Here is a 15,406-nt window from a genome sequence, read left to right on the forward strand (position 1 = left end):
CTTTCATCATTTTTCGAAAACTTCAAGGAAACCACCACAAAAATGGCGGCAACTCCCTTGATCTTGACTAAATTTTTAGCAGCTTTGGCTTTACATCCACGCGCTTTAGGACTATTTTGCAGCGTTTCGCATTCAAACAATTGTACGAATGAAGCTAGAACGCGTATTTGACATCCTGCCCCGCCAACTCGAACGCCACCCACGCACTGACTGTCTCGCCGCGAAGTCCGGCAAGGAATGGCGCAGGCTGTCCACCGAGGAAGTTGCGGACAGCGTCAACCGCTTCAGTTTGGGTCTCTTGGAGTTGGGCATCGCCAGCGGCGACAAAGTCGCCATCGCCGCCGATAACTCCATCGAATGGGTGCTAGCCGATCTGGCGTTGCAACAAATCGGCGCCGTCAGCGTGCCGCTCTATCCCACCATGACCCTTGATGATGCACGCTATATCCTGACTCATGCCGAGGTCAAGCTCGCTTTCGTCGGCAATGCCGCATTGCAACGCAAATTGCATGAGGCGCTGGGCAAATTCAGCTGTCCGATCTATGGTCTGGCACAGATCGAAGGCTGCCCATCCTGGACCGAGATCCTGGCCCTTGCCAATCCGGAGCGGCAAGCCGAGCTGGAGCGCCGCCGTGACGCAATCCAACCGGACGATGTCTACACCATCATTTACACCTCCGGCACCACTGGACGCTCCAAAGGCGTGATGCTGTCGCACCGCAACGTGCTCAGCACCGTCATCGCCACCGCGGAGTTCACTCGTCTGCCGCACGGAGAGTGTCGCGCGCTGAGCTTTTTGCCGCTGTCGCACATCTTCGAGCGCGCCGGGGTGTTCTACTATATGTACAGCAGCGCCGGGATCTATTTCTCCAGCGTGGAATGCCTGTCCTCCGCCCTTGCCGACATTCGTCCGCATACCTTCAGTGCAGTGCCTCGCGTGCTGGAGAAAGTGCACGACAAGCTGGTGGGCAAGGCGCGCGAATTCAGCGGCCTCAAACGTCGCCTATATCTGTGGGCGGTGGAACGGGCAGAGCGCTTCGACCCCAATGCGCGGCGCTCCCCCCTGGAAGCCGCCAAACACGCGCTGGCCGACAAGCTGGTTTACCGCAAATGGCGGGCGGCCATGGGCGGCGAACTCAAATGGATCAATGTCGGATCCGCCGCGCTGCAGCCGCGTCTGGCGCGCCTGTTCTGGGCCTGCGGCGTTTCTGTGGCGGAAGGTTACGGCATGACCGAGTCCGCCCCGGTGATCTCCGCTAACCCATTCAATGCCCGGGACACCCGGATCGGCAGCGTGGGCCTGCCCCTGCCCGGCGTGGAGGTGCGCCTGGCCGACGATGGCGAAATCCTGGTGCGCGGCGACAATGTCATGCTCGGCTATTACAAGGAACCCGAACTCACCGCCGAAGCGCTGAAAAACGGCTGGCTGCACACGGGCGACATCGGCGTGCTGGAACATGGCTACCTGCGCATCACCGATCGCAAAAAAGAAATGTTCAAGACCAGCAACGGCAAATACATTGCGCCGCAAGCGCTGGAGAACAAACTGAAGGAATCCGCCTTTATCGATCAGATCATGGTAGTGGGCGATGGTCAGAAATACGCGGCGGCGCTGATTGTCCCGCTCTTCGAGAAACTGAAGGAGTGGTGCGCCGAGCACGGCATCGCCTACACCACCGACAGCGAGATGAGCAGCCACCCCAAGATCGTCGAGTTGATAGACCGCGAGATCAAACGCTTCAACCGCTACTTCGGCAACTGGGAACACATCAAGAAATTCACGCTGATCGACAAGCCCTGGTGCGTTGACGCCGGCGAATTGGCGCCCACGCTGAAGCTGCGCCGCAAGGTCATTGCCGAACGCTGCCGCGCAATGATAGAAAGCCTCTACGCCCCGGCCTGAGCGCTACGCGAAAAGCCCCGCAACGCGGGGTTTTTTATTGCGAGACGGTCAGCGCTTATGCGCTAACTCCAAGCGCCGCTCCACATAGCGCTGCACTCGCTCGAAGCTGGCGCTCAACACCCAGTAGATCCCCGCCGCAGCCAGATACAGCGGCAAGGGCTGGAAAGTCTGGGCAATCACTTCCTTGGTCGCCAGCATCAGCTCGGTCACCGTGATCACCGACACCAGCGAAGTGTCCTTGATCAGGCTGATCAGCGAATTGGACAAGCTGGGCACCGACAAGCGCAGCGCCTGCGGGACGATGATGTGACACATGGTCTGCCACCAGCTCAAGCCCAAGGACAAGCCGGCGTCCCACTGTCCCCGGTGCACGCCGGCAATGCCGCCGCGCAGGCTTTCCGACAAGTAGGCGGCCACGTTCAGGGTCAAGGCCAGAATGCCCGCCGTCACCGGCCCCAATTCAATCCCCACGCCGGGCAGACCGTAATAAATGACGAAAATCTGCACCAAAAGCGGGGTGCCGCGCATTGCGCTGACATAGAAAGCCGCCGCCTGCGCCAGCAAAGGCACCCTGGCTACGCGCAGGAAGGCCACGATAAAGCCCAGCGCCAGCCCCAGCACCATCGCGACCACAGCGAACATCAAGGTATAGCCCGCGCCTTGCAATAACACCGGCAGCGCCGATTCGAACAGGACAATCCAGTCAGTCATTCACGTTTTTCCAAAAACCGACGCCCCCGCTCAAGCAGGGGCGTCTTGCCCTATTCACTCAAAAAGGAGCGCCGCTTATTTCTTGGCCGCCGGCACTTTCGACACGTCGATGCCGAACCACTTGACTGAGATCTTCTTGAAGCTGCCGTCGGTCTTCATATCGCCCAGAGCTTTGTCAATCGCCGCCTTGAACTGCGGATTGTTCTTGGCGAACGGGATAGCCATCGTTGCCACGTCGCCCACCGGGGCGCCGGCCTTCAACGGCAGCTTCGCCTGCTTGATGGCAAAGGGAATCAGTAAACTGTCGTTCAGCGCCGCGTCCACACGGCCGCTGGCCAGATCCTGCAGATATTCAGGCGCGCCGGGATACGTTTTCACCTCGATGCCGGGCACGGCCTTGGCCATATCGGCGTAATTGCTGCCCTGTCCCACGCCCAACTTCTTGCCTTTCAGATCCGCCAGGCTCTTGAATACGCGGGCCTCGTTCTTGCGTACAATCAATTGCGCGCTGGAGTAAGTATAAGGCTGGGAAAAGTCGAACACTTCCTTGCGCTTGTCGGTTACGCCCACTTGGTTAACCACGATGTCGAACTTGCCGGCCTGCAAACCCGCCAGCAGACCGCTCCACTCTGCGGTGGTGAACTCCGGCTTTACTTTCAGGCGCTTGGCGATTTCGGTGGCAATCTCGACATCAAAACCAGTCAATTGCTGCTTGGCGTCCTTGAAGTTGAACGGCGGATACGTGCCTTCCAAAGCGATTTTCAAACTGCCGCGCTGCTTGACCGTATCCAGCAAGTCCGCCGCAAACGCTTGGCCAGCCAAGCCTGCCACTACAAGAACCGTCATCAGCTTGCGCATATCAATATAACCTTTTGGAATTTTGAATTCATAATGTGCAAAAATTCAGAATATCATTGCACACAGCTACTGACAAGTTCCAGATAGAACAAAGGCCGCTAGAGCGGCCTTATCATCAAGCAAGTTGTTGCAGCCGCCTCAGCGAAGAGCTAAGCACATTGCGTCCTATGCCAATCAATATCGCTAAGCCCAATCCCAACAAACCAGCCAACCCCACCACTAACGCACGCCTCGGGCCCGCCTTTTCCAAAGGGGGGCTGGCCGGCAATACCACTTGCACTTCTTGCGACACTAATGCCTTGCCCACCAAAGCCTGTTTTTGCAACTCCTCCAGGGCCGCCCGATAGAAGAAAAAATTCCTCAACATCGCCAACTGCTGCGAAGAGATCGACTTGGCCTGCGGATTCGACCGTTCCAGTTCCGCTCGCAATTGCAGCAAAGACGATTGCAGCGGACTACTCCCCTCCATCTGCTGCGTATTCATTTGCACTTCAAGCCGGGCAAATCCATCGACGATCCGCGCCAACTCACTGTTCAACAACGCCTCTCCGCCGCCCTGCTGGTTCAACTGACCTTGTGCCACAGACAGTTGTTGCTGTGTCGCCTTGATCTTTTCTTGCAGTACCAGATACTTTTTACTTTGCTCAGTGACATGCAGATCCAAAATTCTCTGCCTGGCCTGCTCCACCAGATAATTAGCCAGCTTTGCAGCGAATAAGGCATCCCCATCACTGACCGAGACCTCAAGCAAGCCATCCTTGCCCGCACCCACCTTCAGATTATCCAACAAATTCAACTTAGTCTTATCTGCTGAGCTTAGTTCATAATGCTTGGCCAATTCAAAATCAGTAACGACGCGGTCCAGCATCGCACTGTCCTTCAACACACTTGCGCCCCCCTGGGGGCCAAGCGGTGCCGGCACCAATAGCAAGGAAGTCGCCGTATAACGGGGTGGCATATTCATCACAATGACAACCGCCAATATCACCGCGACCACAGGCAACATCACCATCAAGCGCCACTGCTTTCTACAGAACAAAATAATATCGACCAAGCTGATCTCATCTGAAACTTCGCGCTGCTGTTCCAACTGTCATTTTCCTTTTGCCGATTTTTGTCCATGAATGATGCGCCATCCCTACTCATTTTACTTACAAAAAAAAGGCATGCGCCAGAGCCACATGCCTTTTCTTCAGTTAATTATTATTATGATTAAACATTAAATAAGAAGTTCATAACATCGCCGTCTTGCACCACATAATCCTTGCCTTCGGCCCGCATCTTGCCGGCCTCCTTGGCCTTGGCCTCGCCGCCCAGCGCAATGAAGTCAGTATAGGCAATGGTCTGCGCACGGATGAAGCCGCGCTCGAAATCGGTGTGAATCACGCCGGCCGCCTGCGGCGCGGTGTCGCCGATGTGAATGGTCCAAGCGCGCACTTCCTTAACGCCGGCGGTAAAGTACGTTTGCAGGCCCAACAGCTTGTAGCCGGCGCGAATCAGGCGATCCAGACCCGGCTCTTCCAAGCCCAAGGTTTCCAGGAACTCGGCCTTGTCGGCATCCTCCAGCTCCGCGATTTCGGACTCGATCGCCGCGCATAGCGCCACTACCGGCGCGCCTTCTTTATCCGCCAGCTGCTGCACTCGCTCCAGCAACGGATTGTTGCTGAAGCCGTCTTCCGCCACATTGGCCACATACATCGCCGGCTTGATCGTCAGCAGACACAACGGCTTGACCAAGACCCTCTCCTCCGGGCTCAGGTCCAGCGAGCGCGCCGGCAAGCCTTGATCCAGATGCGGCACCAGCTTTTCCAGCACCGCGATCAAGGCGCGCGCATCCTTGTCGCCGGATTTCGCCTTCTTGCCCTCGCGGTTCATCGCCTTTTCCACCGCGGACAGATCGGCCAACGCCAGCTCAGTGCCTATGGTTTCGATATCGGCGATAGGGTCCACCTTGCCGGCGACGTGAACGATATTCTCATCCTCGAAGCAGCGCACCACGTTGACGATGGCGTCGGTCTCGCGAATATTGGCCAGGAACTGGTTGCCCAGGCCTTCACCCTTGGAAGCGCCCGCCACCAGGCCGGCGATGTCGACGAATTCGACGATGGCCGGCTGGATACGTTGCGGGTTGATGATCTTGGCCAGCTCGGCCAGACGCTGGTCCGGTACTTCCACGATGCCGACATTGGGCTCGATGGTGCAGAACGGATAGTTGGCGGCCTCGATGCCAGCCTTGGTCAGCGCATTGAACAGGGTGGACTTGCCCACATTGGGCAGGCCGACGATACCGCATTTCAGACTCATGTCCGCATTCCTTCGAATTCTTGAAAAATCTTGTTCTGCCGCAGCATAGCCGCAAGCCGGCGGTTTGCCCAGCCGCTCATTTGGCCGCGGTGTGCAATTCCTTCATCGCCGCCGCCATCTTGCCGCCGATGGCCGCAGGCAATTGTCGTAAAGCCTGTTCGATCGCCTCGTCCAGCCCCTGCTGTTCCTCGGCGCGCGGCTTTTTCAACACGAAATTGGCGACTTCGTTGCGGTCTCCCGGATGGCCAATGCCCAAACGCAAGCGCCAGAAAGCCGGCGAGCCCAAGCGGGCGGCTATGTCCTTCAAGCCATTGTGGCCGCCATGGCCGCCGCCCTGCTTGAAGCGGGCCGCGCCCGGAGGCAGATCCAGTTCGTCGTGCACGACGAGAATCTGATCCGGCAGAATCTTGTAAAAATGAGCCAGCGCCAACACCGCCTGCCCGGACAGATTCATATAGGTCATCGGTTTGAGCAGCCAGACGTCCTGTCCCTCGATATCCACGCGGGCGATATCGCCGTGAAACTTGCCGTCCGTGCGCCAATTTCCCTTATAGCGCCAGCACAACTCATCCAACAGCCAGAAACCGGCGTTATGGCGCGTTCTATCGTATTCAGGGCCGGGGTTGCCCAAGCCCACTATCAGGCGAATGCCGGACATATTCTCTTGTTCCAAATGAAAAAGCTCGTTGCGGGCCGACGGCTAGCAACGAGCTTTTCAACCGTTACCGTCAGACGGCACGGCAGCTAGATTACACGCGAGCGAAGTCGATGTGCATTACTTGCTGTTTGTACGGGTGCATTTGGAACGCAGCCACTTTAACTTGTTCTTTCTGGCCGTCGATCACCAGATCCAGAACGGAAGTGTGGAACGCTTCATTCTTCAGCGCGTAGTACATGGTGTTGTGGTCCAGAACGATGGATACGGCTTCTTTGGAAGCGCCGTAAACAACGGCCGGAACCTGGCCGGCGTGACGCAGGCGGCGGCTCGCACTCGTACCCGACTCTTCACGCTTGCTGGCGGTATATTCAAAAGACATGGCAAAACTCCAGTTTCAGATTAAAAGCACCCGGCCCGCCGCGACCAGCGGGCCCGATGTTCACGGCAGGCAGGCGCCCGCCGCAACCAGTTCCTCATTGAAGAGGTAAGACACCGATTCTTCGTTGTTGATCCGGCGCAGCGTCTCGGCCAGCAGGCCGGCGATGGAGGCCACCCGGATGTTCGGGCAGGCTTTGGCCTCGGCGGTCAACGGGATGGTGTCGGTCACCACCACCATATCGATGTCGGAATTCTTGATGCGATCAATCGCCTGACCGGAGAAGATCGGGTGAGTCGCATAAGCCAGCACGCGCTGGGCGCCGCGCTCCTTGAGAGCGCTGGCCGCCTTGCACAGGGTGTTGGCGGTGTCGATCATGTCGTCGACGATCAGGCAAGTGCGGCCGGACACGTCGCCGATGATATTCATCACCTCGGCCACATTGGCTTTGGGGCGACGCTTGTCGATGATGGCCAGATCGGTGTTCAAGGCCTTGGCCATCGCGCGGGCGCGCACCACGCCGCCCACGTCGGGGCTGACCACGATCAGGTCTTCGATGCGCTGGGAGCGGATGTCCTTCAGCAACACCGGCGTCGCGTAAACGTTGTCCACCGGGATATCGAAGAAGCCCTGAATCTGGTCGGCGTGCAGGTCCACGGTCAGCACGCGGTCGATGCCGGCGCTGGTCAGCATATTGGCCACCAGCTTGGCGGAGATCGGTACGCGAGCGGAACGCGGACGGCGGTCCTGGCGCGCATAGCCGAAGTACGGGATCGCCGCGGTAATACGACCGGCCGAAGCGCGTTTCAGCGCATCGGCCATAGTCAGGATTTCCATCAGATTGTCATTGGTCGGCGCACAGGTCGACTGCAGAATGAACACGTCGCGTCCACGGACGTTTTCCAGCAGCTCCACCGCCACTTCGCCGTCGCTGAACTTGCCGACGTCGGCGCGTCCCAACGAGATATCCAGATGTTTGACTACGTTTTGGGCCAGTTCCGGGTTCGCGGTCCCGGTGAATACCATCAAACTGTCGTATGCCGCCATGATTCGTGTGCCTTAGCTAGATAAAGAAAAAGCGTGTAAGGGATTCTTACACGCTTTTTTCATGCTCTCTCTTATTGAGAGAAAGTCTTGGCTGGGGAGGTAGGGATCGAACCTACGAATGCCGGAATCAAAATCCGGTGCCTTACCACTTGGCGACTCCCCAGTAACCTTTATTCAGCGTTGTCGATCAAGGGATGGACATCGAGTCCTTTTGCTAAAAATCCCTTATATTTTATCGACACCGCCTGATAAACTTTATCGGCTTCGTCTTTAGACTGGCACTCCAGAAACACACAGGAACCGGAACCAGTCATCAGCGGCGAACCATATTTTCTTAATTCGGTCAGCACTTCATTCACCGCTGGGTACATATTCGAAACAACGTTTTGCAGATCGTTTCGTCGTTGCTGCGTTGTTTCGAGGATTCGCATTATGCCGACGCCCCCTACCTCTGTCAACACCTCTTGCGAGAAATTTTGAAATATTTTGCTGGTGGGCACATGCACCTGAGGGTGAATTACCACATACCATGCCGGCTTCAATTTGATTTCATTCAGGTTTTCGCCAACGCCGGTAGCCAGCGCGCTGCGACCAAAAATAAACACCGGAACGTCCGCGCCCAGCTTCAAGCCCAGTTCCTGCAACACCGCCCGTGGCAGATTCAGTCCCCACATGCGGTTAAGGGCCAGCAAAACGGTGGCGGCGTCGGAGCTGCCGCCGCCCAAACCGCCGCCCATCGGTATCTTTTTATCCAGGCGAATGGACACGCCCAGCCCACACGCAGTATGGGCTTGCAATAGACGCGCCGCGCGCACGGTCAGGTCCTGCTCCGGATCCACGCCGGCAATCGGCGTCTCCAGCACGACACGGCCGTCGTCGCGCAGGGCCAACGACACGGTGTCGCTCAAGTCGACAAAACGGAACACCGTCTCAAGCAAATGGTAGCCGTCCGGACGCTTGCCGACGACGTGCAACAAGAGGTTGAGTTTGGCCGGAGCCGGGAAGTCTTGGAATACGGGAGAACTCATCAACAGAACACCATGGCAATCATTGAAATAACACGTATGTGGCGATGCGGTCAGCGCCAATCGCGGGCCACCACCCTTACCGTCAATCCATCTCGGACCAGGTCCACGCGCTTGGGGTAGCGCTCGCCGGACTCAGCCTCGCGCACGAAGCGGATACGCCACCCCTGCTGCAAAAGCTCACCGTCGGGACGGATCTCTTTAGCCTCGCCCGGCACCGGCATGCCGCGGATCCACCAGGCCAAACCGGACAGAGGCAGCGGCCACCCCAGGGTTTTCTCGGTCAGACTTTCCACATCCGGCGCCTGCCAGGCCTTGCCGTCCGCCAGCAAGGTGACGCCGCCTGCGTCCCGGATCACTTCGGCCACGGTATTGCCCAACGGTGAATTGATCGCCAGCTGGTCGCGCTCGGGCTGGTGCCGCCAATCGAAGTTGGCGACATGCCCCTTGCCGTCCAGATTGATAGACAAGCGCCCGCTGACCGCGAACGGTTGGTCCGCGGACTGCGTCGCGGAGGGCATGAACACCGCATCCCTCGTCGCGCAGCCTGTCACAACAAGAGACAAAGCCAGAATCAGACCGCCCCACCTCATCAATGCGCCCCCAGACGGCGCATGGTATCGCGCAGCACGTCATGTTCCGGGCTAGCCTCCAGCGCCTTGTTCCACACCGCCAGCGCCTCCTCTTTCTTGCCCAGCTTCCATAGCACTTCGCCCAGATGGGCCGCCAGCTCCGCGTCCGGCAACAAGGCGTAGGCCTTCTGCAGCGTTTTCAAAGCCGCGTCCAGGCGGCCCAGCTTGTATTGCGCCCAACCCAGGCTGTCCAGAATGGTGGGGTTGTCCGGCTCGCTCTTCAGCGCCTTCTCGATATAGCCGAGCGCCTCCTGATGCCGGTTGGTGCGGTTGGTCAGGGTATACCCCAGCGCGTTGAGCGCTTGAGCGTCACCCGGCTTTTCCTTCAGTACTTGCTTGAGATCCCGCTCCGCGTTGCCGACATTGCCCAGGCTGTCCGACACCAGCGCCCGCTCGTACAACAGCTCCGGCGCCTTGGGCATGCGCAGCAGCGCCTTGCTCAACAAATCGTGAGCCTTGCCCGGCTGCTTAGCCTCGCGCGCCAATTGCGACTGCAGCAAAGCCAAGGTGATTTTCTCCTGGTCGTTGCCGCCCAAGGGCGCGAGACGCGCCAGGGCCAGTTCCAGCTTGCCGTCGCCCGCCTCCATCACCGCCAGCCGGCCTTGCGCCGGCAGGAATTGCGGCCCGGCGCCCACCATCTCGTACCAGCCCTTGGCCGCGCCGACGTCCTGGCGCTCCTCTGCGATCTGCCCCAGGGTGTAACGAATGAAATTAGTCTCCGGATGACCGGCTGCCAGCGCTTGGCGCAAATGCCGCTCCGCAGCAGACAGATCGCGCATCTGGTAAGCCATCAAGCCGGAAGCGTAGAGCAGGTCCGGATTATTGGGATTGCCGGGCAGGAGTTGATCGAAAGCCTGGCGCGCCTCGGCGAAGCGCTTGGCGCCCACCAGCAAGCGCGGCTTGGCCAGCTTCAGCTCCAGGCCGGCGTTCGGCCGCCGCGCCAACTCTCGCTGCAGAAAGTCGATCGCCTGATCCAACTGCTCACGGCGAAGCCGGTCGACTTGCCAGGCTACCGGCAAATCCCAGGCGGGCGCGATCTGAGCCAGCCTGTCGAACTCGCGATTCATGGTAGCCTGATCGCCGGCTTCGGCCGCCACGGCCAAGAGCGCGAAGCGGGCCTCGGCCAGGTCCGGATAACGGGAGGCGAACTGCTTGACCAAGTCGTAAGCGGCCTGTTTGTCGCTCTGACGCGAGGTCAGCCTCGCCAATTGGACGAAGATGGCCGGCGCCCGTTCCGGCTCTTTCTGCAGCAACGCCTCGATCAGCGGCTTGCTTTCCGCCAGTTTGCCGGCGCGCAGCAGGGTGATGAACAACTGCTCTCTCGCCGGCACCGAATCCGGCGCCAGCTCCATCCACAGGGTCAAGGCTTCCGAGGTTTCCTTAAGCAGCCCTGCGAACATAGAAAACTCGGCGGCTCGTTGCGCCAGCCGCGGATCCCGCGTTTGTCGCGCCAGTTCCAGATAGGTCACGGCGGACGCACCCACCGAGCCGCGCTGGGCGGCGATTTCGCCAGCCACCACGCCATAGAGAATTTCCGGCGTCAGCTCCGCCTTGGGCAGTTGGCTTTCGTCCTCTTTCTGCGTTATCGCCGCCTCGTCGCCGGCCGGTTTACCGGCATCGACCGGCTTTGCCGCGCCCGGGTGCTTGAAATTGGCGCATGCCGACAGCAGCGCGACCATCAGCAAAGGGAGTGTTTTTTTCAGCCGTTGCATTCGCATGGAGTCAGAGACCTGCTTATAAACCTATGAATGCGTAGAATAGCATGACCTGTTTTTATCTTCGCGCCATTCTACCCATGCCTGAACTGCCAGAAGTCGAAACCACCCGCCGCGGGATTCTGCCCCATCTATTGAACGCCAAACTGGATGGCGCCGTGGTCCGCCACGCCGGCCTGCGCTGGCCGGTGCCGCCGGAGCTGCATGCCACCCTGCGCGGGCTGACGATACGTTCCGTCGACCGCCGCGCCAAATATCTGCTGCTGGGCACCGACGCCGGCACCCTGATCATCCATCTGGGCATGTCCGGCAGCCTGCGTTTCCTGCCTGCGGACACTCCGCCGGAGAAACACGACCACGTCGATCTGCTGTTGGGCTCCAATGTGCTGCGCTACCGCGATCCGCGCCGCTTCGGCGCGGTGCTGTGGCATGTCGGCGCCATCGAGCACCACCCCTTGCTGCAAGCGCTGGGGCCCGAGCCGCTGTCCGACGGCTTTGACGGCGACACGCTGATCCGGGCCGCGCAACGCCGCGGCAGCGCGGTCAAGCTGATGCTGATGGACAACCACGTGGTGGTCGGAGTCGGCAACATCTACGCCAACGAAGCGCTGTTTCACGCAGGCATCCATCCCGCACGCGCAGCCAACACGGTGCGCGACGGCGAATACCGTCGGCTGGCCGAGGAAATCCGCGGCGTGCTGAACCGCGCCATACAGGCCGGAGGCAGCACGCTGCGCGACTTCGTGCACAGTGACGGCAAGCCCGGCTATTTCCAGCAAACTTATATGGTGTACGGCCGGCAGGACCAGCCCTGCCGACAATGCGGCACGCCGATCCGGCATTTGCGCCAGGGCCAACGCAGTTCCTACTATTGTCCGCTATGCCAGCCATGCTAGAGTTACGGCCTCAACCTTGCGTACCGAGCCTCAAAGCATCTTGAAGTCAACCGCCACAACCTCTTCGCTCACCCGGATAGGACGCATCGTGCGCCTGTTCGGCCACTTGGCCATCGGTGTCTTCATCCTGGCCACTCGTTATTCTCGGCTAGCCCACGCCGAACGCGCCGTCGTCACCCGGCGCTGGGCCGCCCACGCGCTGAAAATTCTGGGCATCAGCGTGCGGATCAACGGCGTCAATCCCGGCTTTTACCCGCCCAACACCTTGCTGGTGGCCAACCACATTTCCTGGCTGGACATCTTCGTGCTCAATAGCTGCACAGTGTCCCGCTTCGTCGCCAAACGAGAGATTCGCTCCTGGCCGGTGCTGGGCTGGCTGGCGCACCTGGGCGGCACTCTGTTCATCGATCGCAGCAAGCGCAAGGACGCCAGCCGCGTCTACAAGGCGTTGGCGCATGCGATGGAGCACGGCGCGTGCATGGCGGTGTTTCCCGAGTCCACCACCTCGGACGGCCTGAATCTCCTGCCGTTCAAGGCCTCGTTGTTCGAAGCCGCCTTGCTGTCGCGCGGCACCGTGCAGCCGGTGGGCTTGCGCTATTACGGCGCGGACGGACAACAAACGCTGGAGCCCGCCTTTATCGGCGATCTGACTTTTCTGCAAAGCGTGCGCAAAGTGCTGGCGATGCCGGCGATGGAGGTGGAAGTCAGCTACGGCCAGCCGCTGAAAGCCTGGGAAAACGGACTGGAAACCCGCTTTGCGCTGGCAGAGCGGGCACAGCAGGAAGTGGCGCGCGCGCTGCGTCTGAGCCCGCCCCCGGCCACGGAGAGCGTGCCGGAGCCGGACACGGCACGACAGGTTTAAGAACCTGTTTACGATCTGCTCCGCGTCGTGAAACGTGGCTCGGTGAGTGCACCTTCAAAATGCTCATGTACCGTGTGTACACTCCGCTTTTTCAGCCGTTTTCGCCTTGCCTCGCCCTTGCTCGCGAGATCGTAAACAGCTTCTAAATATCTGAGCAAAACCTCTTCAACGCAAAGCCCCCGTCAGGGGGCTTTTCTTAATCCATCGCCGGCCACGCTCACAGGCTGAGCCGCGCCATCAGGTTATCGAATAAATCGTCGGCCAACTTGGCATAGCCTTGCTGCGAGAAGTGCACCATGTCCGGCCGCGCTAGCTGCTGCGCTTGCCAACGCTTCATGCTGCAAGGGCCGCCCATCGCCTGCTCCCAATCCCAATACAGCACATGGCTGTCGCGCGCGACTTTCTGTTGAATCCGCTTGACCGCGGCCAGTTGCAAGGGACGACCCGGCGCGCACTCCTTGCTGGCCGCGCCACGCTTGCGCGCGGCATCCTGCGCGCCCAGCATCAGGATAGCCGCCTGCGGCAGATCCCGGCGTATGGTGTTGATAGCCGCCTGCAGATTGAGCTGATACTCGATCAGGTCCAGACGATCGTCAAAGGCTTCGTTGACGCCGTAGGCCAAGATCACCAGATCGCTGCCGCGCTCCGCCAGCTGCGCGCTCCAGCTCTTGCCCCAGCGCTGCCAGATAGAAAGCTGAGCGCCGTTGCTGCCGATGCTGTCCAGCACCACGCCGGGCGCCAGCCGCTCCAGCTCTATCCCGCCCAGCTCTACCGCCGGCAGCGCGCCGGCACGCACCACGAAGGGGAAATACAGCTTCTGCTCCACCGTCTGCCAGCCTCTACCCGGTTCTGGCGGATTCAATTTGCGGCTGCCGTGACCATCGTCCACGTCCAGCGCGCCGGCCCCGTCCTGGGCCGCTCGTACGCGGAAACGCACCCGCCACAAGCCTTCCAGCGGATTACGCGGCAACAGGCTGATGGCAGCGCCCGGCCTCTGGGCTTGGGCAATATAGCCGCCCAGCGGGAAGTCCGGATCGCCGTCCTTGCGGCTATTGGTCAAGGCCCAACCCTCGCTGCGCTCGATCACCAGGGCGTGGCGCTGGCCGGGCACGGCCATCGGCGGCGTCCAGCCGATACCGGCGTCGCCGAATTTGGCCTGGAAACGCTCGCGCAACGTGCCGGTCAGATAATCCGCCGCGGTGTGCGAATCCCCCAGTTGGGTGACTCGCACCGGTTGCACTGCTGTGGAGATCGCCTTCAACCGCGACGCCAGCCTCGGCAGGTTGATCTCGCCGAAATCCTGCACCGGCGCGGCCAACGCCGATGCCGCCGCCAGCCAGCCGACCCATGCCGCGCTGATTCTCAACTTCATTCAAACCTCAATTCTGCCAACACGCGCCGCGCCAGCAATACCTGGCCCTGGCGAGTGAAATGAATGCCATCGGCGGTGCGTACCGCCACTTCGCCCTGATCGGGCAGCGTCATGAACTTGGTGAACGCCTCGTCCACGCTCCCCAGGGCTTCGCGGGTGGACAAATAACGCTGGCCTGCGCCTTCAACTTCCTCCCGGAAGATGCCGTTGATGTAATGCACCCCGCGATTGAGCTTGTCCTTGCCCATGTTCGGCGCGCCCAACCACAGCAGTTGCGTCCGGTGCTTGCGAGCCGAAGCCAGGATGGCGCGGATGCGCTCGCGGTAGCGCTGCTCCCACTCCTCGGAGGCAAAGCGGATGTAGCGGCTGCCGCCCACCATGTCCCAAGTATCGTTGGCGCCCAAGAAAACCACCACGAGGCCGGTGTCCGGATTCGCCGCCAACTGTCGTTCTATCGTATCCGGCCAATTGAAAAAGTCGGGATAGGTCAGCCCCGTGCTCTGCTTGCTGAGGTCCAGCGCCTTGATCTGGTGCAGCTTGAACAAGGGCCGCAGCAAATGCGGCGCCACCCCCTGCATCATGGAATCGCCGGCCAGCAACACCTTGCTCCCCGGCCGCAGCAAGATGCGGGGATCTTTGGCCGCCGCTTGCGGCGGCGGAGCCGACGGCGACGGCAATGGCTGCAGCGGGCGCGCGCTGGGCACTACCGCCGTTGTCCGCGCCGCGGCGGGCTCCGCCGGCGCCGCTTCCGGCGACAAAGCCGGTCGCAGGCAGCAGGCGTTGAAATAGGCGATCATCTCGTCGTCCCACCGATCCAGCCTGGTCAACAGCCCTCGGCTCTGATCCCGGAACTCCCGCCCCAACTCCGCTCCTAGACGCCAGACGCTCAACTCGGACAAGGCCTCCAGCTGGCTGGGGCGGTGAAAGGTCTGCCGCCAATAGGCGTTGATTGAGGTCTGCTCAATCCAGCACAGCAGCAACATGCTGCTGCCGAGGATGGCCAGGGCCTGACGGATGGCGGAACGGGCGATCATTTGACGCTTGCCT

Annotated in this window: 15 protein-coding genes and 1 tRNA gene; 3 read left to right on the forward strand and 13 right to left on the reverse strand. The window is 60.3% G+C overall.

The window, feature by feature from the left end; translation table 11 throughout:
* The first annotated feature begins 148 nt into the window (after positions 1-148).
* Positions 149-1,903, forward strand: a complete 1,755-nt coding sequence (locus tag BR71_RS11115) for an AMP-dependent synthetase/ligase (protein WP_043637023.1) — start codon at positions 149-151, stop codon at positions 1,901-1,903.
* 48 nt (positions 1,904-1,951) lie between these two features.
* Here BR71_RS11115 and BR71_RS11120 read toward each other — a convergent pair whose 3' ends face one another.
* The 11 genes from BR71_RS11120 to BR71_RS11170 form a co-directional block, all read right to left on the reverse strand.
* Complete coding sequence (locus BR71_RS11120; RefSeq protein ID WP_043637026.1) at positions 1,952-2,614, reverse strand: amino acid ABC transporter permease; 663 nt, start codon at positions 2,612-2,614, stop codon at positions 1,952-1,954.
* 75 nt (positions 2,615-2,689) lie between these two features.
* On the reverse strand, positions 2,690-3,460 hold the full coding sequence (locus BR71_RS11125) for a transporter substrate-binding domain-containing protein (protein ID WP_231138289.1): 771 nt from the start codon (positions 3,458-3,460) through the stop codon (positions 2,690-2,692).
* A gap of 127 nt (positions 3,461-3,587) precedes the next feature.
* Complete coding sequence (locus BR71_RS11130) at positions 3,588-4,562, reverse strand: Wzz/FepE/Etk N-terminal domain-containing protein (protein WP_043637032.1); 975 nt, start codon at positions 4,560-4,562, stop codon at positions 3,588-3,590.
* 122 nt (positions 4,563-4,684) lie between these two features.
* Complete coding sequence (ychF, locus tag BR71_RS11135) at positions 4,685-5,776, reverse strand: redox-regulated ATPase YchF (protein ID WP_043637034.1); 1,092 nt, start codon at positions 5,774-5,776, stop codon at positions 4,685-4,687.
* Positions 5,777-5,852: 76 nt separating this feature from the next.
* Positions 5,853-6,434: an aminoacyl-tRNA hydrolase gene (pth, locus tag BR71_RS11140; protein WP_043637036.1), complete on the reverse strand. Its 582-nt coding sequence runs from the start codon at positions 6,432-6,434 to the stop codon at positions 5,853-5,855.
* A 91-nt stretch (positions 6,435-6,525) separates the two neighbouring features.
* On the reverse strand, positions 6,526-6,813 hold the full coding sequence (gene rplY / locus BR71_RS11145) for a 50S ribosomal protein L25 (protein WP_043589895.1): 288 nt from the start codon (positions 6,811-6,813) through the stop codon (positions 6,526-6,528).
* A 60-nt stretch (positions 6,814-6,873) separates the two neighbouring features.
* Positions 6,874-7,857 (reverse strand): ribose-phosphate pyrophosphokinase, encoded by a 984-nt coding sequence (locus BR71_RS11150; RefSeq protein WP_043589892.1) that lies wholly within the window; start codon positions 7,855-7,857, stop codon positions 6,874-6,876.
* 88 nt (positions 7,858-7,945) lie between these two features.
* Positions 7,946-8,020: transfer RNA gene (locus BR71_RS11155), tRNA-Gln, on the reverse strand.
* 7 nt (positions 8,021-8,027) lie between these two features.
* Entirely contained in the window at positions 8,028-8,885 is an 858-nt protein-coding gene (gene ispE, locus BR71_RS11160; RefSeq protein WP_043637039.1) for a 4-(cytidine 5'-diphospho)-2-C-methyl-D-erythritol kinase, read from the reverse strand.
* Positions 8,886-8,935: 50 nt separating this feature from the next.
* Complete coding sequence (gene lolB, locus BR71_RS11165; RefSeq protein ID WP_240315044.1) at positions 8,936-9,403, reverse strand: lipoprotein insertase outer membrane protein LolB; 468 nt, start codon at positions 9,401-9,403, stop codon at positions 8,936-8,938.
* 71 nt (positions 9,404-9,474) lie between these two features.
* The gene (locus tag BR71_RS11170; RefSeq protein ID WP_043637046.1) at positions 9,475-11,232 is read right to left on the reverse strand and encodes a tetratricopeptide repeat protein; all 1,758 of its coding nucleotides are present in this window, start codon (positions 11,230-11,232) and stop codon (positions 9,475-9,477) included.
* 77 nt (positions 11,233-11,309) lie between these two features.
* On the opposite strand from BR71_RS11170, the gene mutM reads away from it, so the two are divergent.
* Positions 11,310-12,125 (forward strand): bifunctional DNA-formamidopyrimidine glycosylase/DNA-(apurinic or apyrimidinic site) lyase, encoded by an 816-nt coding sequence (mutM, locus tag BR71_RS11175; protein ID WP_043637170.1) that lies wholly within the window; start codon positions 11,310-11,312, stop codon positions 12,123-12,125.
* A gap of 88 nt (positions 12,126-12,213) precedes the next feature.
* A complete protein-coding gene (locus tag BR71_RS11180) occupies positions 12,214-12,987 on the forward strand; it encodes a lysophospholipid acyltransferase family protein (RefSeq protein ID WP_231138287.1) in 774 nt (257 codons plus the stop codon).
* A 217-nt stretch (positions 12,988-13,204) separates the two neighbouring features.
* On the opposite strand, the gene BR71_RS11185 is transcribed toward BR71_RS11180, so the two are convergent.
* Both BR71_RS11185 and BR71_RS11190 read right to left on the reverse strand, forming a co-directional pair.
* Positions 13,205-14,359 carry an SGNH/GDSL hydrolase family protein gene (locus tag BR71_RS11185; RefSeq protein WP_052370505.1) on the reverse strand — a complete coding sequence of 385 codons (1,155 nt, stop codon included), beginning with the start codon at positions 14,357-14,359 and terminating at the stop codon, positions 13,205-13,207.
* Positions 14,356-15,393 carry an SGNH/GDSL hydrolase family protein gene (locus BR71_RS11190; RefSeq protein WP_043637049.1) on the reverse strand — a complete coding sequence of 346 codons (1,038 nt, stop codon included), beginning with the start codon at positions 15,391-15,393 and terminating at the stop codon, positions 14,356-14,358. Before BR71_RS11190 ends, BR71_RS11185 begins: the two co-directional genes overlap by 4 nt.
* Between the last annotated feature and the right edge of the window lie 13 nt (positions 15,394-15,406).

The sequence above is a fragment of the Chromobacterium haemolyticum DSM 19808 genome (assembly GCF_000711885.1).
In the GTDB taxonomy this organism is placed as follows: Bacteria; Pseudomonadota; Gammaproteobacteria; order Burkholderiales; family Chromobacteriaceae; genus Chromobacterium; species Chromobacterium haemolyticum.